Source organism: Spiroplasma eriocheiris (assembly GCF_001029265.1).
Lineage (GTDB): Bacteria > Bacillota_I > Bacilli_A > Mycoplasmatales > Mycoplasmataceae > Spiroplasma > Spiroplasma eriocheiris.
In genome coordinates this window covers 841,094-866,203 of record NZ_CP011856.1, presented here as the reverse complement: position 1 = coordinate 866,203, position 25,110 = coordinate 841,094, and the positions used below count along the sequence as shown (strand labels likewise).

Sequence of the window (25,110 nt, the reverse complement as noted above, 5' to 3'; positions counted from 1 at the left end):
ATGTACTTATTAATTGATATTGGGAATACTGCCATCAAGTTTGCTAATTATGATGGCCAAGAAATTAATCATTTTTTAACCTTACCAAGTCAAAATTTAATTATTGAAAAACACTTATTGCAAAAAATTAATGCTGCTTTTAATAGAATTGGTATTACATGAACAATGATTAAATTAATTTGTTTATCTTCTGTCCGTCCAATGTGGGATGGAGTTATTCGTGATTTAGCAAGTAATCACCATCTGGCATTTTACCAACTGAAAAAAAATTTAGTTCTTGATGATTTTACAATTAATGTTCCTAATCCCCGTAATTTAGGTGCTGATTTATTAGCTGCTGCTTATGCTAGTTATCATGAGTTTAATAAAAATGATAGTGTTGTTATTAATATGGGAACCGCCACCACCATTACAATGGTTAAGAACCATCAATTTGAAGGAACAGTTATTATGCCTGGCTTAGCAACAGCCAGTGAAGCCTTGTTTTCTCGTGCACAATTATTGCAACAATTTGAGATTTCCTATGAAGATGCCTATATTGGTAAGAATACTAAACAAGCTATTAATATTGGTCTGGTCAAAGGTCATGGTTTAGCAATTAGAGCCCTTGTTGATGAAATTGTTGTTCATTTAAAAAACCCCATTATTGTAATTACTGGGGGAAATAGTTATCATTTTGAGCAGTTATTATCAAATTATTTATTTGATAAACTCTTATTATTTAAGGGATTAGTATATGCTTTGCACCATAATAATTTAATAAAATAAAAAATAGTAGTCTTCACTACTATTTTTTTGAGATATTTTGTTTAAAAGACCATTTAGGTATCATACACGGTCAACGTTCGTTCTATTATATTTAAAATATAATAATTACCTAACATGTTCTCTTTATATGTGCATTCTTAATTTACTTATTGTTTTGTCTACTTAAGACAATTAAATAATATCACTTATTTTTAAAAATGCAACAGTAATTTTGCAAAATTTTGACAATTTGATATATTTTAACAACATTTAGAGCCTTAAAATTCAAGGTTTTAATAGTGGTCGTAATTTTTGTTAAAATAAAAAAAAAAAAAAACAGATTTGGTAAAATGAACAGCCTAGAAAACCAAATCTGCCCTTCAATATAAGTGTATGAAAAACAAACTATTTTAAGATTATAATTATTTTTTAAATACTGCTACAAAAGAATAATTATTAAGCACAAAAGGAAAGGCATTAATAATTTGTAAGAAAGATATAAATGTAACAATAATTATTTTTCATACGCAATTATAATAAATTATTTATGAAAAATTATCAAGATTTTTTAGTAAAATATAACTAATTTAGAACAAATTAAATGATATAATGAATTAAAGTACAGACTTAAAGGGGTTTTAGCAGATGAAAGATGGTGTTATTTTAATTGATAAACCAGAGGGTAAAACAAGCCATCAAGTGATCCAAGAAATCAAACAAAAATTAAATGTGCGAAAAATTGGACATGCGGGAACGTTAGATCCCTTGGCAACGGGTTTATTAGTAGTGTTAATTAACAATGCAACAAAAATTAGTGAATATTTATTAAGCGCTAATAAGGTTTATGATGTGGAAATGAAATTATTTCAAGAAACCGATAGTGGTGATATTACGGGAGAAACTATTAAAGAAGAACTACCACGGAAACTAAAGAAAAAAGAAATTAAAAGAGTTTTTGCCGCGTTTAATGGTTTTATATATGAACAATATCCCCCTAAATATTCAGCTATTAAAGTAAACGGTAAAAAATTATACGAATATGCTCGCCAAAATCAGGATGTTGAAATCAAACCACGCACAGTAACAATTCATGAAATTAAACTAAAAGAATATAATTCCCATCAGCATATTATTAAATTTAGTGTTATTTGTTCAAAAGGAACTTATATTCGTAGTTTAGTGATTGATCTTGCTGATAAACTGGGAACAATTGCTACGGTTAGTAAATTAACTCGAACTTTATCAGGAAATTTTACCCTAACCAGAGCTGTTAAAATTGAAAATTTAGAGCCTAAACATATTATTTCAATGTATGATGCGTTATTTATTAATAAGCAACCATTATTGTTATACCATTATGAAGATGAAATTAAGCACGGGAAACCAATTGTAATTATTAACCATACTGATCCCATTATTTTTATTATTAATAAACAAAAAGAAGTATTAGCAATTTATAAACATATTGGTCGTCATGTGTTTGCTTCCCAACGGGGAATTTGAACTCCTGACCCTAATGTTAAAAAATTAGAAAGTGAAAGTGAAAACTAAAATTATGCAAATTTTAAGATGAAAGAAAGATTTTGATAATACTCCCAAAATCGTATGCTTAGGTTTTTTTGATGGTTTACACGAAGGTCATTTAAAAGTTATCAATGCTACTTTAGCAAGTGCCCACAAAAATAATTTATTATCGTTATTTTTTACATTATCAGAAAGCGTTAGTGATTACTTTAAAAAAATGAATACTAAACTAATGGAAAACAAAGTTAAGCAAGAACTAATTGCTGCTCGGGGTTTTGATTATTATTTGGAAGGTATTGTTAATGATGAATTTATTAACTTAACTGCCCACCAATTTTTAACCATTCTAAAAGAAAAATACGGGGCCCAAAAAGTAGTAGTTGGACAAGACTTTTCTTTTGGTAATAAGAGAACTGGGAATGTTAAAACTTTACAAGATTTTTTTGGCAAAGATAATGTTACAATAATTAGACGAGATCCAACCAGTCCTGCTTCTTCTTATATTCGTAATTTAATTACTAATAGCCATGATTTAATTAATGCTAATAAATTATTAGCCTTTCCATATTCAGTGACCGGGGTTGTTGACCATGGTAAAAAATTGGGACGAACAATTAATTTTCCGACAGCTAATATTTATTTAGCAAGAAAGTGTTTATTACCTTACGGAGTATATGTTAGCGAAACATTAATTAATAATCATTCTTATCCCTCGCTAACTTCTTATATGGTCAATAGTAAAAACCAAGAAGCAGTTGAAACTTATTTAATTGATCAAAATATGAATTTATATGGTCAAGAAATTAGGGTCTTGTTTTTAGAATATATTCGGCCAAATATTAAAATTTCTTCCATTGCTGAATTATCAGAATTAGTTAATAGTGATTTAAGTTATTGAAAACAGCATTATAGTAATTACAGCAACTAATAAATAGTAAGATTTTTACAAAAATATTTAAAAGCGTTGCTTTTTTTTGTTAAATTAAGACTATGAAAAGCATTAGGCCCAGTAATTATTATAGTAGGTTTATTATGATGATTATGGGTCTTTTTTAAGTTTTTCTTATAAATACAAAATAAGAGAGGTAATATTGAATGAAAAAGTTATTAGCTATTTTAGGAGCTGTTGGTTTAACAGCAATGGGGGCAAGTTCAGTTATTGCTTGTGATAAATCAGATAAAAATTCAGAAGAAATTAGTCAATTAACATTTGTTGATGGTAAGATTGCTGATGGAAAAGTTGTTGCTGATACTACAACTCAAGAAGGCATCACTGGTGATCCAACTTGATTTGTTCTAGATCCAGCACAGCAACAAGAGAGTGAACCAATTTTAGCATTATTCCAAGAAACAAAAGATTTTAAAAACTCAATTGACGAAGCGGGAAATGTATTAGCATATGCATTTACTGTGGAAGCAAAACAAGGAGCCACTGAAATTACTTTAATTTTAAATAAAATGGAAGGAAAAATTGAGATCCCTCAAGAAGGCGAACTACCAAAAGTTCCAGCATTAACAGTAATGGCTAAACAAGTTATCCAATTAAGCCAACCTGATGGTGGTGACCAAGAAAAAACACCTAATTTGGATGCTTTAAAAGCTAAAATTGCTGAAGCTAAAAAAATTGAACAAGGTAAAAAAACTGCTGCTGCTTTTAAAAATTTACAAGATGCAATTGCAATAGCAGAAAAAGTTACTGATGAAGTTGCAGCAAAAGATGCTTTGACTGCTTTAAATAAAGCAATTGATGATTTTAATAATTCAGCAGATGATACATCATCAGAAACAAACTAATTTTTAATTAAATATTATATTGAAAAATCTCTTTATTTATAAAGAGATTTCTTTCTTTTACCAGTTAATTAAAATTTAAGGTCATAAAAAAAGATCTAAAATTAATGACAAATTATCAAAATCATGGTAGAATTATTTAATATAAAAGATAAAAATTTTTATAAATTTATCTTATTTTCCATAATAGTTAAAATTTTATTATAAAAGTTAGGAGATGACTATGAATAAGAAAAAGCAAATGAGCAAAGTTGGTTTTATTGTTTCTTCTTTAGGAGCAGCAATTGGACTAGGGGTAATTTGAGGATTACCTGGTTATATTAATAAGAACGGGGGATTTTATTTTTTCTTGCTATATATTGTTGCAATGATTATTGTTGGGATTCCGTTATTAATCTTTGAATTTAATTTAGGAAACTTACGTCGTAAAAGTGTAATTAATATTTTTGAAAAAGAAAATGTTAAAGTAAGCAAATTTATTGGATGGTTTCAGTCAACCTTAATGATTATTATTTCAATTTATTATTCAGTTTTAGTTGGTTATACAATTGTTTCAATTGGAATTGAATTTAGTCCCAGTCTTATTAATGATATGGGTGGCAACATTTTTAATAAGCATATTTTGCAGAGTGGTGGTTTTGGTGTTAGCACGCATGGTGGTTTTCAATGAATTGTATTTTTAGCCTTTCTCTTAGTTGTTATTTTAGTGGGACTAATCTTATCATTTGGGGTTAAAGGAATTGAAAAATTAAACAAAGTATTTATGCCTTTATTATTTATTATTATTTTTATTTTAGCAATTTATATTTTAACTGTTCCGGGCAGTAAAGAAGGGTTAGCAACTTTATTTTTAAAAGATAATCTAAAAAAATTAGGAACAACCCAAACTTGAAGTAGTGTTTTTTCCTTAGCATTCTTTACCACTTCATTAGGAATGGGAATGATGATGCGTTTTGCTGGTGTTGCTCCGCACAACCAAGATAATACTTCTAAAACATATTTATTAGTAATTGGGATTTTGTTTTTATCAGTTACTAACTTAATTTTTATCTTCGGTTCATCGGGGGCAATTGTTAATAATAGTATAAGTGATAAAACTAATATTTTATTATTCCAACAAGAAATTAAAAATAAATTTGGTAGTGATTCAATGGTGTTTGTCTTTAATGTGCTTCCAGAAACTTTTCATATTATTAACCAAAATACTGCGGTGGGATTTGGCAACTTCTTAGGAATTCTCTTTTTCTTAGCCTTGTTTATTGCAGGGTTAAGTACTACGGTTGGAAATACCGAAGTTATTGTCGATGCAATTGAAACCCAGTATCATTTTAAAAAGCGGCGAGTTATTTTTGGGATATGTGCATTAATCATTATGGTTGGGTTAGCATTAGTATTTGAAAATACTTACCAGTTAATTAATTCCTTCCAATTACTAGCTGCGGGGTTAGATCTAATTTTAGTATCATTTGCGCAAGTAATCTTCTTTGTTCATAAAGCTAAAAAATTAGATGTTCTAATTAAATATAACAATAAAGTTTCTTGAATTAAATTAGGAACATTATACCGCCTAATGATGTATTATGTCATTCCGGTTGTTTTATTCATTATTATTGGCTTTTCAATTTATGATTTTGTAATTTCAACAACAACTAACCCATGATATATTTCGATCTTAGCATTAATGTTAGGAATTCTGGTGCCAATCATTTCGGCGCTAGCTAATAGTCCTGAAATTTTTAATGCTAAAAATAAAATTAAGAAGACAATTATTCAAAATGAAATTTCCAAAGTAGCACAATCTAAATTAGAAGACGAGGTGGAGTAGATGTTAACAATTGTAGCTTTAACAGTATTATTAGTAATTTTAATTTGTTTAGGAATTTTGTTTGGTTTTTTTATTTACAAAGATTTAAAACGAACTGAACACACAATTGAACTTGATCAAGAACTAGCTGAGCATAATTTATTAGAAGTTGATTTAGAAAGTGAATTAGAACAAGAAACCATAAAATAACTTTTATTAAAAATTAAAAAACTTATTTTTACGATGACAGTTATTGATAAGATTTATAAATTAGCACACTAGAATTAAAAGAAAGTGTTATAATAATAAAGGATTAGATATAAAAATTAATAATTTCATATTTTAGAGTATATATAATACCAAATTTCTTGTGAACAAGATTTTTGGTATTTTTTTATATCTAATTTTAATAATCTTAACAATCTTATTTTTAGGATTGTTATTTTAAAATATTAAAATTAAACATTATTTAGAAAGAGTGATCACTTATGAATCCAATTTCAACTAATCTTTTGATTAATGAAATTAATCGTATTTTTGAAGAAGATATTACTGCTTTAAATTTATCAGAAATAGTTGGTCTTAATGAATTACTTGATATAAGTAAACATAAACGCCAACCTTTTGGAACTTACTGAGCATGAGAAAAAGTGTCTGCTAAAATACAAAAAATGTTAACAATATACCAACAATTGCAAATAAACTTAGGACAATTATTATTTTCTGAATTGACAAATTTTATTTTTAAGTTTAGTAAATACGAGGGGCAATTATTCCTACCGTCACAATTCATCCGCGTAAAGTTAAATTAGAAATTCGAGCAATTGGGTCTGAAGATTCGGAGACCAATGCTTCTCAAGATGATTCTTCAGCAACTAATAGCAAGTCAGAACCAAAATATTTTGAAGTTCTTAGCGTACTTAATGAATTAACTTTTGAAAAAATTTTAGAAAAATATGTTATTGTTGAAGATGATACAATAATTAATTTTAATGAAATTAAATCTAATTCTCAGTTACTTGAATTTTATGCAAAATTTTATTTGCATAAAATTAAAACCGAAACTAATCAATTAATTGAGCTTTTAAAATTCCATGATCGTATTCTTATTATTGATATTGCACAACATTATTTTAAATTTTTAAATTCTTTTAAAATTCGTACTAAAGAAATGGTCGATTTTAGTGAGCAATTTCAAATTATGGGTTATCAAGAATGAGGCTATATCAAAAAAGAAAAATGGCCTACTTTTTTCAAAAATTTTAAACAACAAATTTTAAGTAATAGAAAGTTACAAAAGAAAGAACACAAAATGACCGATGTTATTTTTAGCGATACTGGGGAATTTGAAATTTTTTTGTGAAATGTTTTAAATGCTCAAAGCCGATTATTAAGATTTATAACTGCTAATAATTATGGACAAGTTTTTAACCAGAAATTAATAGATAATTATTTGAATACCATTCACAAAATTCAAGAAAAATGAAAACAAGAGATTAATGAGGGTGAATTAGTAGTAACACAATCAAAAAACTTTAAAAAAAGAAAGCAATTATTATTACGGAAAAAAATTAATGTAGAAAAAAGACTTAAAATAGGGAAGATATCTCGCCTTGACTCATATGAGTTTTCTTCATCAAATGTTGATGAAAACGAAAAATCTTTATAACTAAGGATAAAAAAAGAATAATTATTATTCTTTTTTTTATTATTTTACAAATTAAAAATAATATAGTAAGATATGTTTACAACTAAATAGCTTTGGAATAATAGATGTTTGGGAAAAGAGTTAGATTCTCTTGCTGTCCCAGCAACTGTGATGCGGATGAACGTTACATAGCCATTAAAGGAAACTTTGAGAAGGGTAACTAGTAAAATGATGCTAAGCCAGGAAACCAGTCTGTTATCTCACTAAATTTATGTTATTCCTGGGAATGAAATAACAAAATTATTTTGTAATCTTTAATAATGTTGCGAATGCTTTTTTTGATTACTTTTAAATAATTTAAAAATATTTGTACTCCTTTCCCTAATGAAGTGAATGCTTTTTAGTTGTCAAGGAAAAGTTGTTTTAGGGATTATTACAAGTTTTTTGTTAACTCTTCATAATTTATTAACAACTCCCATTAGCATTGAACGGGAATTAATATTGATGAACACTATAAAAATCCAGATTACTTTTGGGTTTATTTTAGTATCGCTAATTAAGCAATTACTAAATTATTTTAGATAGATATTTTTAATATATCTTTGAAAGGAGCAATTATGGCAGCACAAAAAAATAAATATTATCAAAATTCACTTTCGCCCCTTGAATATGCGCAAAATAATTTTCAGGGGAAAATGCGGTCAGTTAACTGAAATGTCATTAATGATGATAAAGATTTAGAAGTATGAACCAGAATTACCCAAAATTTTTGGTTACCAGAAAAAATCCCAGTTTCTAATGATTTAACATCATGACGTACTTTAAATCCGGAATGGCAACAACTAATTACCCGCACATTTACTGGTTTAACATTATTGGATACAATCCAAGCAACGGTTGGCGATGTTGCCCAAATTCCTAACTCATTGACCGATCATGAACAAGTTATTTATACAAACTTTGCCTTTATGGTTGCTGTTCATGCGCGATCATACGGAACCATTTTTTCAACTTTATGTTCAAGTGAGCAAATTGAAGAAGCTCATGAATGAGTTATTAATACAAAAAGTTTACAAGAACGAGCCCAAGCATTAATTCCATATTATGTTGGTGATGATCCGCTAAAATCAAAAGTCGCCGCTGCTTTAATGCCAGGATTTTTACTATATGGTGGATTTTATTTACCATTTTATTTATCAGCGCGTGGTAAGCTCCCAAATACTTCCGATATTATCCGGTTAATTTTAAGAGACAAAGTTATTCATAATTATTATAGTGGTTATAAATACCAACAAAAAGTTGCTAAATTACCACCCGCGCAACAGGAAGAAATGAAACAATTTGTTTTTGATTTACTAAATGAGTTAATTATTTTAGAAAAAAAATATTTGCATGAACTTTATGAAGGATTTGGATTAGCTGAAGATGCGATTCGCTTTAGTTTATATAATGCTGGGAAATTTTTACAAAATTTAGGTTATGAATCACCTTTTAGTGAGGAAGAAACAAGAATTGCCCCCGAGATTTTTACCCAGTTATCAGCCCGTGCCGATGAAAACCATGATTTCTTTTCTGGGAATGGTTCTTCTTATGTAATGGGGATTACTGAAGAAACTGAAGATGAAGATTGAGAATTTTAGACTCAAGGAATAATTATGCATAAGGATTTTATTAGAGTTTCCGATCAATCAGTTACCAAACCAACAGGTGAAATGTATGTTGTTTATTTTTCCTCACCATCAAATAATACTTACCGCTTTATCCAAAAACTAAATATTAAAAATACACGAATTCCTTATGATTTATCAGAAGAAATCTTAGTTGAGAAAGATTATGTTTTGATTTGTCCCACATATGGGGGTGGAGGCAATGATTATAAAGGAGCAGTTCCTAAACAAGTAATTAAATTTTTAAATAACCACCAAAATCGTCAGTTTTGCCGTGGGGTCATTGCCTCAGGAAATACTAATTTTGGCGACACCTTTGCGGTGGCTGGACCAATTCTTTCCAAAAAATTACAGGTTCCGCTATTATACCAATTTGAATTACTAGGAACTCCCCAAGATGTTAAAACTATCAAAAAAATATTAAGTGATTTTTGAAAGGAATAGAATTTATGAAGACAAATAAAGTTTCTCTGTTAGCAAATAATGGAGATAATGAAGAATACATTGCTTTAAATGCAAAATCAAAACTATTTGAACGGGGAAAAGATAATTTTCAATTAGACGTGTTAGCTGCTGAAAGTTATTTAAACCACCATGTGTTACCAAATCTTAAAAAGTTTAGCGATGTTAAAGAACGCATCGCCTACTTAGTAAAAGAACAATACTATGATGAAACAATTATTAATAAATATCAAATAGAAGAAATTGAAAAATTAACAACGCTTGCTAAAAACTATCATCATCACTTTCCTAGTTTTATGGGAGCGTTAAAATTTTTTAACTCCTATGCTTTAAAAACATTTGATAATCAACAATATTTAGAAACTTATGAAGAGCGGGTAGTAATGAATGCGTTATTTTTTGGCGATGGTGATTTTAAAGCTGCCCAAGCAATTTTAAAAGAAATGATGTTAGGGCGCTTTCAACCTGCAACACCAACTTTTTTAAACGCGGGGAAAAAACAACGGGGAGAATACATTTCGTGTTATTTATTAAGAGTTGAAGATAATATGGAATCTATTTGTCGTGCGATTTCAACTTCTTTACAGTTATCAAAACGCGGTGGGGGAGTGGCCTTATGTTTAACTAATCTTCGTGAATTTGGGGCGCCCATTAAAAACATTGCAAATCAAGCCACGGGGGTTATTCCCGTGATAAAAATTTTAGAAGATTCATTTTCATATGCTAATCAATTAGGCCAACGGCAAGGGGCTGGGGCAGTGTATTTAAATGTTCATCATCCCGATATTATGCTCTTTTTAGATACCAAACGAGAAAATGCTGATGAAAAAATTCGAATTAAATCCTTATCATTAGGGGTGGTGATTCCTGATATTACATTTGAATTAGCAAAAAATAATGAAAAAATGGCGTTGTTTAGTCCGTATGACATTCAAAAAGTTTATGGAAAACCAATGAGTGATATTGCTATTAGTAAAGAATACTATAATATGTTAAATAATCCGGAGATTAAAAAAACCTTTATTGATGCGCGAAAATTATTCCAAACAATTGCGGAATTACATTTTGAAAGTGGTTATCCCTATTTACTATTTGATGACACCGTTAATAATCGTAATGCCCATCCCGGTCGAATTGTGATGAGTAACTTATGTAGTGAAATTGTCCAGTTAAGTACGCCCAGTGAATACAATGAAGATCTTAGTTTTAAGAAAATTGGGGAAGACATTTGTTGTAATTTGGGGAGTGTTAATATTGCCAAAATGATGGAAAGTGGAAGTGAGTTTTCTGAAGCAATTTATCAAGCAATTAAGGCATTAGATCATGTGTCACGCAACAGTAATATTGCAAGTGCGCCTTCAATTGAATATGGTAACCAAAAAAACCATGCGGTTGGTCTCGGAGCGATGAATCTCCATGGTTTTTTAGCAACTAATCATATATTTTATAATTCTCTGGAAGCAATTGATTTTACAAATATCTTTTTCTATGTAATGGCCTACCATGCTTTTAAAGCATCAAATCAACTGGCTCAACAAGTTGGTGTTTTTAAAGGCTTTAGTGAATCTAAATTTGCCGATGGTTCTTATTTCGATAAATATACCAAGTGCGCATCGGGCCAATACCAACCGCAAACTGATAAAGTCAAAGCATTATTTACCAAATATAATGTGACAATTCCAACACAACAAGATTGAATTATGTTATGTGAACAAATTAAAACTACGGGACTGGCTAATTCTCATTTAATGGCCATCGCCCCAACTGGCTCGATTAGTTATCTTTCATCATGTACACCAAGTCTACAACCTGTAGTTGCTCCTGTTGAAGTTCGCAAGGAAGGAAAATTAGGGCGGGTATATGTGCCTGCTTACCAAATTAATTTTGATAATATGGGTTATTATGCCTTAGGAGCTTATGAAGTTGGACCAAACCCAATTATTGATATTGCCGCAGCTGCTCAACAACATGTTGATCAAGCAATTTCATTAACATTATTTATGACCGATACTGCTACCACCCGCGATTTAAATAAAGCATATATTAGAGCTTTTAAACAAGGGTGTTCCTCAATTTATTATGTTCGTGTCCGCCAGGAAGTATTAGCAGATAGTGAAAATTATGAATGTGATGCTTGTGTAATTTAATATAGTTTAATAATTATAGTTGAGATGATTAGTTATGTTTTTTCTTTAATTTTTATTGAATTTCGTTTAATAATCCGCTATGATTAATAAGGTTGTTATTTCGTTGTTATTAACATCACCCTTTGTTAATTACTTTGATCTGACATTAAATAAACCATTAAATGAAGGGAGAATATTACGTAATGTTGACTAAAGAGCAAAAAGCTGAGATTGTAGCAAAATACGGTCGAAATAAAAATGATACAGGGTTACCAGAAGTGCAAATTGCAATTCTAACCAAAGAAATTAATAACGCTACAGAACATTTGCAAACACATAAAAAAGATATTACTTCACGTCGTAGTTTGTTAAAAAATGTTGCGCAGAGAAAACACTTGTTATCATATTTAGCAAACAAAGATTTTGAACGTTATAAAGCTATTATTGAAGCGCTAAAAATTAGAAAATAAAAGGAGAAAATCACAAGTGTGATTTTTTTATTTTAATGTTATTTATCCAAATTATCCTTTATAATTATTAGAGATTACAAGATTAATGTAAAAAGAAGGAAGTTAATTAATGGAAAAATCACATATTCGCAATTTTTGTATTATTGCCCATATTGACCACGGAAAATCAACTTTAGCTGATCGAATTTTGGAATTAACTGGTACCGTAGAAAAACGAGAAATGCAAAACCAATTATTAGATTCGATGGATTTAGAGCGTGAACGGGGAATTACAATTAAATTAAATTCAGTCCAATTAACATACCATGCTAAAAATGGTGAAGATTATATTTTTCATTTAATTGACACTCCCGGCCATGTTGATTTTACTTACGAAGTATCCCGGAGTTTAGCTGCTTGTGAAGGAGCGCTATTAGTAGTTGATGCGGCCCAAGGAATTGAAGCCCAAACCTTAGCAAATGTTTATTTAGCAATTGATAATAATTTAGAAATTATTCCTGTTATTAATAAAATTGATTTGCCATCTGCTGATCCTGAACGGGTAAAAGCTGAAATTGAAAAAATAATTGGTATTCCCGCTGAACAAGCGCCTTTAATTAGCGCAAAAACAGGCGTTAATATTGACCAAGTGTTGGAAGCAATTGTTAAATATATTCCCGCACCAATTGATGCGGATGATAACAAACCCTTGCGGGCTTTAATCTTTGATTCTTATTATGATAAGTACCGGGGAGTAATGCTTTCGGTACGAGTAAAGCAAGGGATTATTAAAGTCGGGGAAAAAATTAAGTTAATGAATACCAATGCGGTTTATGATGTTACTGAAGTGGGAATTAAAACACCAAAAGAAGTTAAAAAGGACCAGTTAGAAGCAGGTGAGGTTGGCTGAATTGCGGCGAGCATTAAAACTATTAAAGATATTAATGTGGGAGATACCATTACTAGTGTTGCTAATCCTGCCCAGGAACCATTACTAGGGTATAAAAAACTAAATCCAATGGTTTTTTGTGGGTTATATCCAATTGATTCTGCAAAGTATAAAGATTTAAAAGAAGCGTTAGAAAAAATTCAATTGTCAGATGCTTCTCTTGTATATGAACCAGAAACCTCACAAGCTTTAGGTTTTGGTTTTCGTTGTGGTTTTTTAGGATTATTGCACATGGATGTAATTCAAGAACGCTTAGAACGCGAATACAATTTGGAATTAATTGCTACTGCCCCTTCGGTAATTTACCATGTTTATTTAACCAATAAAGAAATGATTAAAATTGATAATCCAAGTAAACTGCCTCCCGTTCAAAAAATTGATTATATTCAAGAACCATATGTGCAAACAACAATTATGACTCCGGACACTTACATTGGTCCGTTAATGGAATTATGTCAGCACAAGCGAGGAATTTATCAAAACTTAGAATATATTGATGATACCCGCCGAATTTTAACTTACCAAATGCCATTAAATGAAATTGTTTTTGATTTTTTTGACCGATTAAAATCAATTAGTAAGGGTTATGCCTCGTTTGACTATGAATTTGCTGGCTACCAAACTAGTAAACTAGTAAAAATGGATATTCTTTTAAATGGCGAAGTAATTGACGCGTTATCAACAATTGTGCACCGGGATTTTGCCTACCACCGGGGAAAATTATTATGTGCCAAACTAAAAGAAATTATTCCGCGTCAGAATTTTGAAGTGCCCATCCAAGCCGCAATTAATAATAAGATTATTGCTCGTGAAGATATTAAAGCCTTACGAAAAAATGTTTTAGCAAAATGTTATGGGGGAGATATTTCCCGTAAGAAAAAACTGTTAGAAAAACAAAAAGAAGGAAAAAAACGGATGAAAGCAATTGGATCGGTGGAAGTTCCCCAGGAAGCTTTTATGGCAGTGTTAAAAATTGATGATTAAAAATATCTGATTATGATTTTTTTGATAGTCGCTTTAAGCTATTAAAGTAAATATTTATATCGTGTTTAGAATTGCAGGAAGTTATCTGCCTATATGCTATGCGAATTACTGAGCCCACTTTTGTCACAAATAATTCTTTTTTAACAAATAAAATAAGATAAAATTAGTGAAAGAAAGTGGGTTTTTATTATGGCTAAATTATCAAAAGAACAAAAATTTGAAATAATCAATTTAGTAAAACAAGGATATAAAACTAAAGCAATTGCTACTCGGTTTAATGTTGAACCAGCTGCAATTAGTTATATAAAGGATCAGTACATAATTCATGGTGAAAAGCTTTTTACTGATGTACTTAAACAAGGGCGAAATATTGAAACTGAAGATCAAAAATTAATTAAATTACAACAAAAAAAGATTGAAGAATTGGAATTAGTTAATGAACATCAAAAAAAGTTCAAAGCCTTTGTTGAAGAAGCAAGGAAGAAAGAAACTATAAAATAAAAAATTATTATTTATTTTATTTAAGAACTTTTCACATTGATAATGCAGCTAAAGTATTTATGATTTCAAGTAGAACTTTAAGAAGAATTATTAAAACTGATATTAGGACAGATAAAGCAGAATGTCATGGTTTTAAATCTAATTTTTGTTCAAGACTAATTATTTTTCATAATTCCAGAAAAGGTAGAATATATGGATATCGAAGATTAAAAAGTGCTTTTGTTTCATATAGTAAAAATAAAGGTGAAGGATATTATGGGCACAATTTAACAGAAAAACAAATGCGTAAAATTATGAAAGATCATAATTTGCATGGAAAAAACAGAACTGGTTTGCCATATAAAAACGAAAAGCGTTCAACTATTAATTGAACTGAAGATATGGATTTAATTAAAGAAAAATTCAAAATGATCAGTACACCAGTAATATCAATGGATATAAAATATGTTAAAACGTTAGAAGGATACTTGTATTTTAACTGAGTGAAAGATTTAAAATCACATGCAATTATAGGATTCGCTTATAGTAAAAATATGAGTTATTTTGAATTAGCAAAACCAAGTCTACAAAGAGCTATCGAGTTATTAAAATCCAATAATATTGATTTAAATAATTTAATTATTCATAGTGATAATGGATTGCAATATTACCATCAAGATTTAATTAAATATGCACAAGACAATAATTTTAGATTAAGTAAAAAAGAAACCTTACAAATTAGGGCATAATGCATTATCTGAAAATGCTTTTTATCATTTAGCAGTAGAATGATTGCTATATGAAACATATCAGATAATTGCAGGTGCAATAAAGGATATCAAATTGTACGAAGAATTTTATAATTTTGAAAGAATTCATTCAAAATGAGACACTGCTCCAATGAAAATTTTGATAAAATAATTGTGACAAATTAGGGCGCAGTAATGCGATAAAACTATTATTTAGGGTGTGCTTGTTTTTTTTGGTATTTTTTGGTACAATGACTTTGAATTAAAATTGGTCATTCGAGAGGAAGAATAAAACTATGAAAAATATGAGCCATGATTTTTTGTGTCCAAACATGTACACAAGAATTAAAAAATAAATTGAGAATTATAAAAATAACAAGACCAAATTTTTTTAAAAATTTGATTTTTTTAGAAATTAAGGATAAAAGTTTAGTTGAGTTAAAAGAAGAATATGATATTAAAATAGTCTTATATTTGCGTTGTGGGACCCGCCATTATGGTTTATTTGTAAAAAGTTCTTTATTTAATAACGATGGCGAATATAAAGATATTGTTTTAGAAAATATTATTAATAATGGAACAAATAATTTTCAAGTTTTAGAAAATCAAAAAAAATAATTTTGCAAATAATCAAACAAGTTCTCCTATCGTAGAGATTAAATCAAAAGAAAATAGTACTCCAGAAATTTTACCAGCTACAATAAATAATAATAATAATAATAAACTTCTTACACAAAATGAAAATAACCAACTATTGCAAAGATTTTTCTTGCAATATAATAATTACTTAAATAAAAAAATTAAGAACTTTTGGTATTATTTTTGAACATTTTTTGGTGTTTTAATACTATTATCAATTGGAATTATAATTACTTTTTGACAAGTTGGACAAAATTCTAATCAAAAGCATAAAAATATTATTAATATTAATCAATATAGTCATGATTATTCTACATATCAGTCAGTTATTAAAGATACCACAAGCACTGAACTAAAAAATGCAGTTTTGTCAATTCCAACGTTAGATATTAATTTAAAACTTGTGGTTAATGATCCTAACTCATTTTTAACAACAACATCAATATTATCTTATGATGGTAAATATCATGATGTTCCTATTGAAATAAATGCAAACAATACCTTAAATTTTGCTGGAATAGCAACTATCAATATGAATTTGCGGGTTAAACAAATAGATATTAGTGTATTTAATCAAGATATTAGTAGTTTAGGAAATGTGGAAATTAAAAACACAACCCCTCAAAGTATTCGGGAAGGTTTATTAAATTCAGAAGTTGTTTACCATAGCATTGCTGAAACATTATTCATCGCTTTACAAGATCCAAAAATAATTATTAAAATTAATCAAACAATTCCTGATGATGGGAGTGCTCATATTGTGGGGGTAAATATTAATGCAGAGCAAACTGATGATTACCTTGGTGTGGTAAAGCTAGTTGTTAGTTTTGTTATTAAATAAAAGGAGACTTTAAAATCATGGGATTCAAGAGAAAAAGTGTTTTTGGGTCAAACTAAAAAAATTAAACGGAAAGCATCACATTGGTCGATTATTAAATTTGCTCTTATTAGAGTTCATACTTCAATTATTATTTGAGTATTATTAGGATTATCAATAGCATTATTTATTGGGATAGGTTTAATGTTATTTTTATCATCGGCTAATGTTGAGAGCTTTATGGTTAATTTTCAGTATGGCGTTTTAATATTTAATAATATATTTTTGCTACTCTTGATTTTATTAATTGTAGCAAAAATATTTAGTCAAGAATTCTCAAACGGGACCTATTTATTAATTTTATCAAAACCTTATTCTCGCTTTACTATTTTTATACTTAAATATATATCAATTTGACTAATGATTTTTATTTTTTTAGGAATTAACATGTTAACTGCATTTTTAGTTGGTTTTTTAAGCCAAGCAATTACTAAAAATGAAGTTTATTTCCAATTATATAATTCTTTAATTTTAAAATTATTAGTTTATTCTTTAATGCTAAGTTACTTTGCATCAAGTGGAATTATTTTTATTTCCACATTTTTAAGTTCTCAGGCAGTTCTATTAATTGTGGTAATTTTTTGTAGTTTATTTTTAATTGGAGGAATGCCTTATTCCTTAATTATGAATATTGGTAATAATATTAGTTTAAATTTTGAAAATGTAACCCAAGAATACACCGTAGAAAATATTAAAAATGCTCTTCTTTTTAATCAAAAAGTAGAGCACGAAGATATTCAATATCCAAAAATGTCGAAAGCAATTTATGATTTTTATATGCAAAAATATTTACCAACAATTAATTTAATTTTAGCTAATAATGATAATAATAGTTCAAAAGTTAATCGATTAGATAATTTATACAATAAAGTTTTTAATTTAACAAAAGTTCAAAAACTTGAAAACTTGACAGGAACTGATGTTTCTTCATGAAAAGGAACGTACAATGGTAAATCAATTAGTAGTATTATTACGGAAAATGTTGCTAATGGTAAAGAAACCAATATTACAGTTACTATAACAAACAATTATGCTTTTAAAACAATTGATGAATTAGATAAAAATAACCCTTATCAATATGAAATAAAACAATTAGTTGATTATTATGCTCAAAACTTTGATTGGAATACATACTATAATTTAAGACTATTTTACTTTAATTCTTTGCTGACATTTGATTCTGATCATACATATTTTGATGTTTATGCGGATGGTGACTCTGTACCTACGGTGAATGATAAAAATATAGACCCAGTCGATATATTTCAAAATTTATATGAACAAGATAATGGTAGTGCTGCTATTTACTATAATATTGGGGATTCAACTTTTAAACAAGAGTTAGAAAATTTTTTTGAAAACCCAGTTTTATTTGTGATGCAAGAATTTGAAAAAGATATTATTCAAAAAGTTTATGACTATAAAATTATTCAAACTCAACCCTTAAAAGAAACTACTGGATTAAAAAAATACCTTGCCTTATCGCAAAATTATAGTTTAATCTCAAAATTAAATGTTATTGAACATTGAAATCAAATTTGAACAAGTTCACTTTCTTATTTACCAGTCGGTTTTGCTCCGTTAGAAAATAGTCATATTGATTTTGACAGCCAAAAAAACTTACTAATGAGTTATCAAGATTTTCCTTTGGCAATAAATAGCAATAACAAAATTAATCTTAATTATCAGTTTTATTTGAATATTAATTTAATCCGAAATGTTTACTTAATTTTAGCTGCAGTTTTAATTATTATATCAACAATAATTTTACAGCGAAAAAATATAGTATAATGTGGTTTATATGCAGAGAGGGGGTGAATTATGGAGAAACAAAATAGTTTAAAACTACCTACGGTTAATAGTATTGTGCCGAGAGGACAACCAATAATTATAGTAAAAAATTTTGTTCGAAAATTTCGAAAGAATAAGATTGGACCTTTTAATTTTATTGTAACTCAAGGCAAATTGCATACTATTTTGGGTGCTTCGGGAAGTGGAAAAACAGTGCTAATTAAATCCCTTATTGGGGGGTTAAAAGGTTATAAGGGATCAATTACTATTGAAGGCAAAAAAGCTGGCAGCATTGCTGCTAAAGAAAAGATTGGATATGTTCCTGAATATATTACTTTTCCGGAAAATATTAGTGCCTGGAGTTTTTTAAAAAACTTTGGGAAAGCTAACGGGGTTAATGGTAAGTATTTATACTATCGTTTAGAATATTTAATGAAGTCACTAAAAATTTGAGATTCTCGCCATAGAGATGTCAATTCTTTTTCTTCGGGTATGAAAAAACGGGTGATGATTATTCAAGGAATTATCCATGATCCTGATATTTTAATCTTAGATGAACCAGAAGCCGGGTTAGATGTTGAAAACCGAGAAAAAATAATTAAATATTTAAAGTCTTTAACTTTAAAAGGAAAAACAGTTTTTTTCTCATCACACTTACTAAATGAAATTAAAGATTATATTGATGAGTTTACAATGATGATGAATGGCACTCAATATTACACCGGAAGTCTAAAGCAATTTAATATTAAAAATACATATTTTATTGAATGTAATAAACCCAATTTACTTTCTCAATATTTAACCACACGGCAGGTGCCCAATTGATATGATAAAAATGCAAATCGGTTATTCTTTATTATTCCTTCGCCATTAGCATTATATTATGTCACTAATTTTGCTATTCAACAAAAAATTATTGTTAATAAAATTTCCCCAGCTGATTTTAGTTTTAACTTTTTAAATCATAGAATAGCAAGTAATAAAAAATAAATTATAATTAAAAGGAGAAACAAAAATATGAAAAAATTACTGACAATTTTAAGTGCATTAACTTTGATATCGGGAACTACCACAAGTATCATTTCATGTGGTGGAAATCATGAAAGTAGCGACATTCCTTCGGATTCCACAGCTCAAGATGCAAAAGTTTTAAATGATATTGCAAATGAACTTAACACCAAGTTTTTAGATTTTTTAAATTCTAATCAAGTTATTAATTCAACTGATTATGGAACGATTTTTGATAACTTTTTTGGCAAAGTAAATGAAAGTAATCAAAATGTAACTTTAAATCCAAATGATAGTGATGTTAAAGAAGAAATTAAAGATATTACTACATTATTTCAAAACTATTTAAATCAAGTTAACATTCAAATCGCGCAAGATTATTCCAATGTATATGTAAGCAGTTATCCAGTAAATTGAAACCATGACCAAGATAGTAGCTCTTTAGGATACATTGATTTAAGCCAATTAAGTTCTTTAAATCCAAGTGTGGATATTACTGGCCTAAAAGCTGTTTCTTATCAATTTAATATTCATTATAATATAGAATATAAGAAAATCTCTTCATCTAATAATTTTACCTTTAATTTTATTATTTCTAATGATCCGCAAAAGATTAATCAATTTCAAACTGAATCAATGGCTAAATTATCAGGTGATATTATTAATTATTTTAGTGACGAAGATATTATAATTGATAAAAAGCTTGCCTACCAAAAATTATATGATAATTTTGATATTAATTATACAACTTCACATATTAATCTAGACAATATTGTTCAATCTGAGTTGATTAGTTTTTTAAATAGTGATCCAGAACTAACTGATATAATGCAACAAGTAACATGAAATGATGATAAATCAATTTTAACGTTGTTATCTTCTGCCATTGACCAAACAACAAATGGAATTGGAGTTGCCGATTCTAAATATTCTTCTGATCACTGGGCAGGAAAGGGATTTCAACCAGATCAAATTACCCCAGAAAACTTTTTACCATTTTATAAACAAATCTTAAAAGTGTTTGAAATTATTAGTGATGAATTACAATTGGCTAGTTTTAATGTTAATTTAGCAAAAATTAGTATAGCCGGTTTACCATTATCGGGAATTGTTTCAAATGAAGGAAAACCCCTAACAGTTACAGTTGGTATTTCAAAAGATGGATTAGATAAAAAGCTATTTAATTTTGCTAAAATTGTTACTTCATTTATGAAAAATTATCATATTGAGTCAGAAAGTGATCATTGAGTACTTCATGTACCAAAAAATTTGTTTGACCAAATTAGAAATAAAAAATATGATGATGCATTGATAGATCTTACCAATGATTTTATTAATCAAGAAGATATCGCTAAATTAGAGGATATTGATATGTTTACTTTAGGAGATGAAACTAAGCAAAATCATACTTGAACAATAGTTGATGAACATACTATTAAACTTCCAAAAAGAATAACATGAAATTTTGATTTAATGTATGGTGGTAAAAGCATCAATAATTCAATTTGTTATACACCGGTAACGTCTTGATATTTTTATTTACTAATTAAAGATGATTTAGTATAATAACATTTAAAAAGTAAATTGTTTAAATTTATCAAATAAAAATTACTTTAAAAAGAAAACTTTTCTATTTTAAAACTCTTTTTGTTATATAAAAAAGAGTTTTTTATTAATAATTTTTAGTAATAATTAAAACAATTTTTTGAGTAATAAACCTTAATTAAAATTAGTAGTCTTTATTTTAATTTATATATATTGAATTCAAAAATTAAATTTTTCTAAATTTATCAATTTTTTTGTATTTTTAGAAATTTTTTTATGTAAGGAATTAATTATATAATTTTAAATTTATATAATTTTATTATCAATTATTTTAATAATTGATAATGGGAGGTTAAAGAAAAAGTGAAAAAATTAATGAGTTTATTAGGAATATTTACTTTAACAACATCGATAGTGAGTAATATAAACGCTTGTACAACTCTTAAGAAAGAAAACACTAATAAAAAATAATCAGAAAAAATAAAAGATATGGAAACTTTAAATGATATAAAAAATAAAGTACAAAATTAATTTTATGAAAAAGTAAATAGCGAAGGTATTATTAAGCTAGAAAATAGCCAATTATTTTCACAAATTACAGAAGCGAATGATAATATTAAAATAGAAAATGGTACTGAAAAAAATATTATGGATTATATTATTAATAATTGACAAAAATCTCAAAATAGAGAACTTATGAATGAATATTCTAATTTTTATATTAGCAATATTAAACCACCTATTGAAATTATCAAAAATTCGATTGAAATTATCGGAAGTTATATTAATCCAGAAGTTTACAATCTTAATAAGACTACCCAATTTGATATATCAAGTATTAAAACAATTAATTTAAGTTATAAATTTGAAATAGAATTAAATTATAAAGAACACAAAACCAAAATAAATTTAATTGGTGAATTTATTTTTACTAATCATAAGGAATATATTCAGGGTCTAGTAAATAAGTATGCCTCAAAAATTTTAGGAGAAATAAAAAAATTTAATGGTGAAAAAAATAATGAAATTATAATAGATGATCCACAAAATAATTCGTTATATAAAAAATTATATGAAAACAATAATTTTTTATTTAATAATATTGCTGTAAGAGAAACTAGTAAGTATATAAAATATGAGTTTTTAAATTTTTTAAATAACAATATAAATAAAGATGAAATTAATTATCAAATTAATGATAATGAAGAATTATTACATTCTGTACCTTCCCAGGAGGGATGAAAATTATATTATGACTATTCAGTTTATAGGGATAATATTAGTGACCAAGATTTAAACTGGTTATTTAATAATAATAAGTTAAAAGATAATGGCGATGATTTTAATAAACAGTATTTAAGAGAAGAATGAGATAATAAAATTTTATTAAATTCTTTTAGTTTTAATTTATGCTATTTTAAAATTTGGGGAATCCCTTTAATTAGCAATAATTTTGCAAATGAAAAAATTAATATTTATTTAACAAAAGAAGCTTTAAATAATAAAATTAATAATTTTGGAACCTTAATTTACGAGTTTTTTAAATTTTATAATGCTACAAAAAATGGCGATAGAATAAAACTTTTTGTAAATAGTAATATTTTTAACCAAATTAAAAGTAATATTACATCTAAAAGTAAAATTTTAGATATTTTAAGTAACCATTTTAGAGAAAATGCTTTAATTGACGCAAATTATTTTTGATTAGAAAATAGTTTTAAAAATGCCTCAAAATCTAAGCTCATAGATGATTCAACCATATTATTTAATGATGATCAAAATAATGAAGTAAATTGAGAAGTTAAATTTATGTATGGTAGAAGCATTTATGATCCTTATTTTAGTTATATTCCATTTGGAAGTAAATATGAAGAAACTAACTTTTACATAGTAAAACAATAAAAGAATTAATATATCAAAGTTATTTTAATTAATTAAAATAACTTTTTTATTTGCAAAATTAACTTTATACTATTTAACCTTAGTCCTTCCTTTTATAAAATTAATGAAAAATATATATTTTTAATATTTTTCTTAAATTTTTAGCAAAAGATGTATAATAAAAATAGAAAATTTTTGATAATACTAAACTAAGAAAGGACAGTCAAGTAAGATGAAAACTTTTGGTGATCAGCAAATAATTAATGCAATAGAAAATAAAAAACTAAAGCAGGTTGTTAAAAAATTATTAGCATTAAGACTAAATTATACAATTATAGAACGAATTGTTAGATCAAAACGAGAATTAAATAATAAGGAAAAAAAATTTGTTTTATCAATTATTAATCATAACTTACATAGTCCAACAGTTCCTAAGAAAACCGGGATTAAAGTTAATAAATTAGCAACAAAAACAAGCGGGAAAAAAAGATAACCAGTGATTCTTCAATAATTGTTGAGAAACCCAAACTCAATAAGATAAAAACTAGAATTCAACATCAACATTTTATTAAGACACGGCTTCAAGTAACACCCCCAGTTATTATAAAAAAGCAAACAAGTTCGGTTTCTTTTGCTAAACGCGATATTTATAATGAGATTAAAAATAAGGTAACAAATTTAAGAAATGCTGTTAATACTTATCAACGTGATGGACGAACTGTTACTCGATGAGTAAATCCATATTTTAATCATACTTTTCCAGAACACAATCAGTTGCTAAATATTAATAAAACTCATTAATTTTTAAGTTAATTAATAAGTTTTTTTTATTTTTTACTAAAAAAATTTGAAATTTTTATGAAAAATTTGAAATTATAAGGTATAATTTTTACATAATATTATATTTTTTTTGTTAATTATCTTTTTTAAAGAACTTATTTATGTTATATGGGGGAATGTAGTATTTAATTGCATTTTAGGAACTTTAGAGGGTTGGAAACAAGAAAGAGAAGGTAGAATTATGAAAACATTATTAACTATATTGTCAGTTTTAACAACTGCATCAGCTACAACACCTTTAATTATTCATAATTATGATAATTTTAGTGAAAACCAAACAAAAGTATCAGATATCCAAGATTTTAGAGATTCTTATGATACAACAGCAATGCAATTGCCTGCAAATGAAGGTGAACAAACAACAACTGATTTTACTGCTACATTAGCAGATTTTATTAAAAATGAATTTCTTCCATTTATCAAAGAAAACAATGTTTCTAAATTTGAAGTTACTGAAGCCACTTCTCAATTTCAGGGAACAGCTTTAGCTGGTACATTAGCATTACTTGCTCAAAATTATAATAAAATTTTGCATGCAGCAGTTGACTATTCAGATTTTAGTGTCGTTGCAGTTAATGGAATTGTTACCAATGTGGGATATGGTAATTATTCATGATCTTTAATAGCATCTGTTTATTTTAATGGTGCTAGTCAAGAATTCAGTTTAAATGGTTACCAACCAAACCAAGAATATGCAAATTTCCAAATTACTTCGCCATTTAGTAATAATCTAACAATTGACTATACAAAATCAGAAAGTATTGATCACCAAGATACAACACCACAATCAGCGATTGCATTACCTAACCACGGATTTTATTACTATGCTTGACAGTTAAAAGATATGTTTAATTTAGATTCCACATATAAAACAGCGGCAATTGATTATATTAATAAAACATTATCAATGAGTATTAGTGAAATTAGTATTGATCAGCTAGAAATTGCAACTCCTGGTTCGGAAGGAACATATGTACCTGGAGATAAATATAGTGATGACACAATTGTGCAAGATAAACTATTTTATTTAGCAATAACTTCAACTGAAGCAACAGGAACATTCCACTTATTATTAGAAAACTTAACATTGAATTAAGATTATTTATTAATTTTTAATTTAAGATTTATTAACCCCTAGGTAAATAGGGG

Annotated in this window: 23 protein-coding genes and 1 riboswitch; all 23 genes read left to right on the top strand. The window is 27.5% G+C overall.

Annotated features, from left to right (window positions below):
* The 23 genes from SERIO_RS03930 to SERIO_RS03815 all read left to right on the top strand — a co-directional run bounded on the left by SERIO_RS03930 (position 1) and on the right by SERIO_RS03815 (position 25,057).
* Positions 1–768: a type III pantothenate kinase gene (locus tag SERIO_RS03930; RefSeq protein ID WP_047791565.1), complete on the top strand. Its 768-nt coding sequence runs from the start codon at positions 1–3 to the stop codon at positions 766–768.
* A 624-nt stretch (positions 769–1,392) separates the two neighbouring features.
* On the top strand, positions 1,393–2,298 hold the full coding sequence (truB, locus tag SERIO_RS03925; RefSeq protein WP_047791564.1) for a tRNA pseudouridine(55) synthase TruB: 906 nt from the start codon (positions 1,393–1,395) through the stop codon (positions 2,296–2,298).
* On the top strand, positions 2,288–3,199 hold the full coding sequence (gene ribF, locus SERIO_RS03920) for a riboflavin biosynthesis protein RibF (protein ID WP_053040842.1): 912 nt from the start codon (positions 2,288–2,290) through the stop codon (positions 3,197–3,199). The genes truB and ribF overlap by 11 nt, the downstream gene beginning before the upstream one ends.
* A 167-nt stretch (positions 3,200–3,366) precedes the next feature.
* The gene (locus tag SERIO_RS03915) at positions 3,367–4,065 is read left to right on the top strand and encodes a lipoprotein (protein WP_047791563.1); all 699 of its coding nucleotides are present in this window, start codon (positions 3,367–3,369) and stop codon (positions 4,063–4,065) included.
* Between the two features lie 220 nt (positions 4,066–4,285).
* Positions 4,286–5,887 (top strand): SLC5/6 family protein, encoded by a 1,602-nt coding sequence (locus SERIO_RS03910; protein ID WP_148553455.1) that lies wholly within the window; start codon positions 4,286–4,288, stop codon positions 5,885–5,887.
* The gene (locus SERIO_RS03905; RefSeq protein WP_047791562.1) at positions 5,888–6,076 is read left to right on the top strand and encodes a hypothetical protein; all 189 of its coding nucleotides are present in this window, start codon (positions 5,888–5,890) and stop codon (positions 6,074–6,076) included. It abuts the gene before it with no gap.
* Between the two features lie 278 nt (positions 6,077–6,354).
* A complete protein-coding gene (locus SERIO_RS03900; protein WP_047791561.1) occupies positions 6,355–6,678 on the top strand; it encodes a hypothetical protein in 324 nt (107 codons plus the stop codon).
* A 230-nt stretch (positions 6,679–6,908) separates the two neighbouring features.
* Positions 6,909–7,535, top strand: a complete 627-nt coding sequence (locus SERIO_RS03895; protein ID WP_047791560.1) for a hypothetical protein — start codon at positions 6,909–6,911, stop codon at positions 7,533–7,535.
* An 85-nt stretch (positions 7,536–7,620) separates the two neighbouring features.
* Positions 7,621–7,784, top strand: a riboswitch (cobalamin riboswitch).
* Positions 7,785–8,131: 347 nt separating this feature from the next.
* Entirely contained in the window at positions 8,132–9,154 is a 1,023-nt protein-coding gene (gene nrdF / locus SERIO_RS03885; protein ID WP_073797478.1) for a class 1b ribonucleoside-diphosphate reductase subunit beta, read from the top strand.
* Positions 9,155–9,169: 15 nt separating this feature from the next.
* A complete protein-coding gene (gene nrdI, locus SERIO_RS03880; RefSeq protein ID WP_047791558.1) occupies positions 9,170–9,625 on the top strand; it encodes a class Ib ribonucleoside-diphosphate reductase assembly flavoprotein NrdI in 456 nt (151 codons plus the stop codon).
* Between the two features lie 5 nt (positions 9,626–9,630).
* On the top strand, positions 9,631–11,790 hold the full coding sequence (gene nrdE, locus SERIO_RS03875) for a class 1b ribonucleoside-diphosphate reductase subunit alpha (RefSeq protein ID WP_047791557.1): 2,160 nt from the start codon (positions 9,631–9,633) through the stop codon (positions 11,788–11,790).
* 182 nt (positions 11,791–11,972) lie between these two features.
* A complete protein-coding gene (rpsO, locus tag SERIO_RS03870) occupies positions 11,973–12,239 on the top strand; it encodes a 30S ribosomal protein S15 (protein WP_047791556.1) in 267 nt (88 codons plus the stop codon).
* Between the two features lie 109 nt (positions 12,240–12,348).
* A complete protein-coding gene (lepA, locus tag SERIO_RS03865; RefSeq protein ID WP_047791555.1) occupies positions 12,349–14,151 on the top strand; it encodes a translation elongation factor 4 in 1,803 nt (600 codons plus the stop codon).
* A gap of 189 nt (positions 14,152–14,340) precedes the next feature.
* Entirely contained in the window at positions 14,341–14,652 is a 312-nt protein-coding gene (locus tag SERIO_RS03860) for a helix-turn-helix domain-containing protein (protein ID WP_047791554.1), read from the top strand.
* Positions 14,653–14,711: 59 nt separating this feature from the next.
* Positions 14,712–15,380 carry a DDE-type integrase/transposase/recombinase gene (locus SERIO_RS03855; RefSeq protein WP_047791553.1) on the top strand — a complete coding sequence of 223 codons (669 nt, stop codon included), beginning with the start codon at positions 14,712–14,714 and terminating at the stop codon, positions 15,378–15,380.
* A gap of 312 nt (positions 15,381–15,692) precedes the next feature.
* Positions 15,693–15,998 (top strand): hypothetical protein, encoded by a 306-nt coding sequence (locus SERIO_RS03850; RefSeq protein ID WP_047791552.1) that lies wholly within the window; start codon positions 15,693–15,695, stop codon positions 15,996–15,998.
* Between the two features lie 136 nt (positions 15,999–16,134).
* A complete protein-coding gene (locus SERIO_RS03845) occupies positions 16,135–16,860 on the top strand; it encodes a hypothetical protein (protein ID WP_148553449.1) in 726 nt (241 codons plus the stop codon).
* 423 nt (positions 16,861–17,283) lie between these two features.
* Positions 17,284–18,687, top strand: a complete 1,404-nt coding sequence (locus tag SERIO_RS03840) for a hypothetical protein (RefSeq protein WP_148553447.1) — start codon at positions 17,284–17,286, stop codon at positions 18,685–18,687.
* A 30-nt stretch (positions 18,688–18,717) separates the two neighbouring features.
* Positions 18,718–19,677 (top strand): ABC transporter ATP-binding protein, encoded by a 960-nt coding sequence (locus tag SERIO_RS03835; protein WP_079450796.1) that lies wholly within the window; start codon positions 18,718–18,720, stop codon positions 19,675–19,677.
* A gap of 27 nt (positions 19,678–19,704) precedes the next feature.
* The gene (locus SERIO_RS03830) at positions 19,705–21,261 is read left to right on the top strand and encodes a lipoprotein (RefSeq protein ID WP_047791550.1); all 1,557 of its coding nucleotides are present in this window, start codon (positions 19,705–19,707) and stop codon (positions 21,259–21,261) included.
* Between the two features lie 675 nt (positions 21,262–21,936).
* A complete protein-coding gene (locus SERIO_RS03825) occupies positions 21,937–23,142 on the top strand; it encodes a hypothetical protein (protein WP_148553445.1) in 1,206 nt (401 codons plus the stop codon).
* A gap of 211 nt (positions 23,143–23,353) precedes the next feature.
* Positions 23,354–23,614, top strand: a complete 261-nt coding sequence (locus tag SERIO_RS03820) for a hypothetical protein (RefSeq protein ID WP_047791548.1) — start codon at positions 23,354–23,356, stop codon at positions 23,612–23,614.
* 528 nt (positions 23,615–24,142) lie between these two features.
* Complete coding sequence (locus SERIO_RS03815) at positions 24,143–25,057, top strand: hypothetical protein (RefSeq protein WP_047791547.1); 915 nt, start codon at positions 24,143–24,145, stop codon at positions 25,055–25,057.
* The last annotated feature ends 53 nt before the right edge of the window (positions 25,058–25,110 follow it).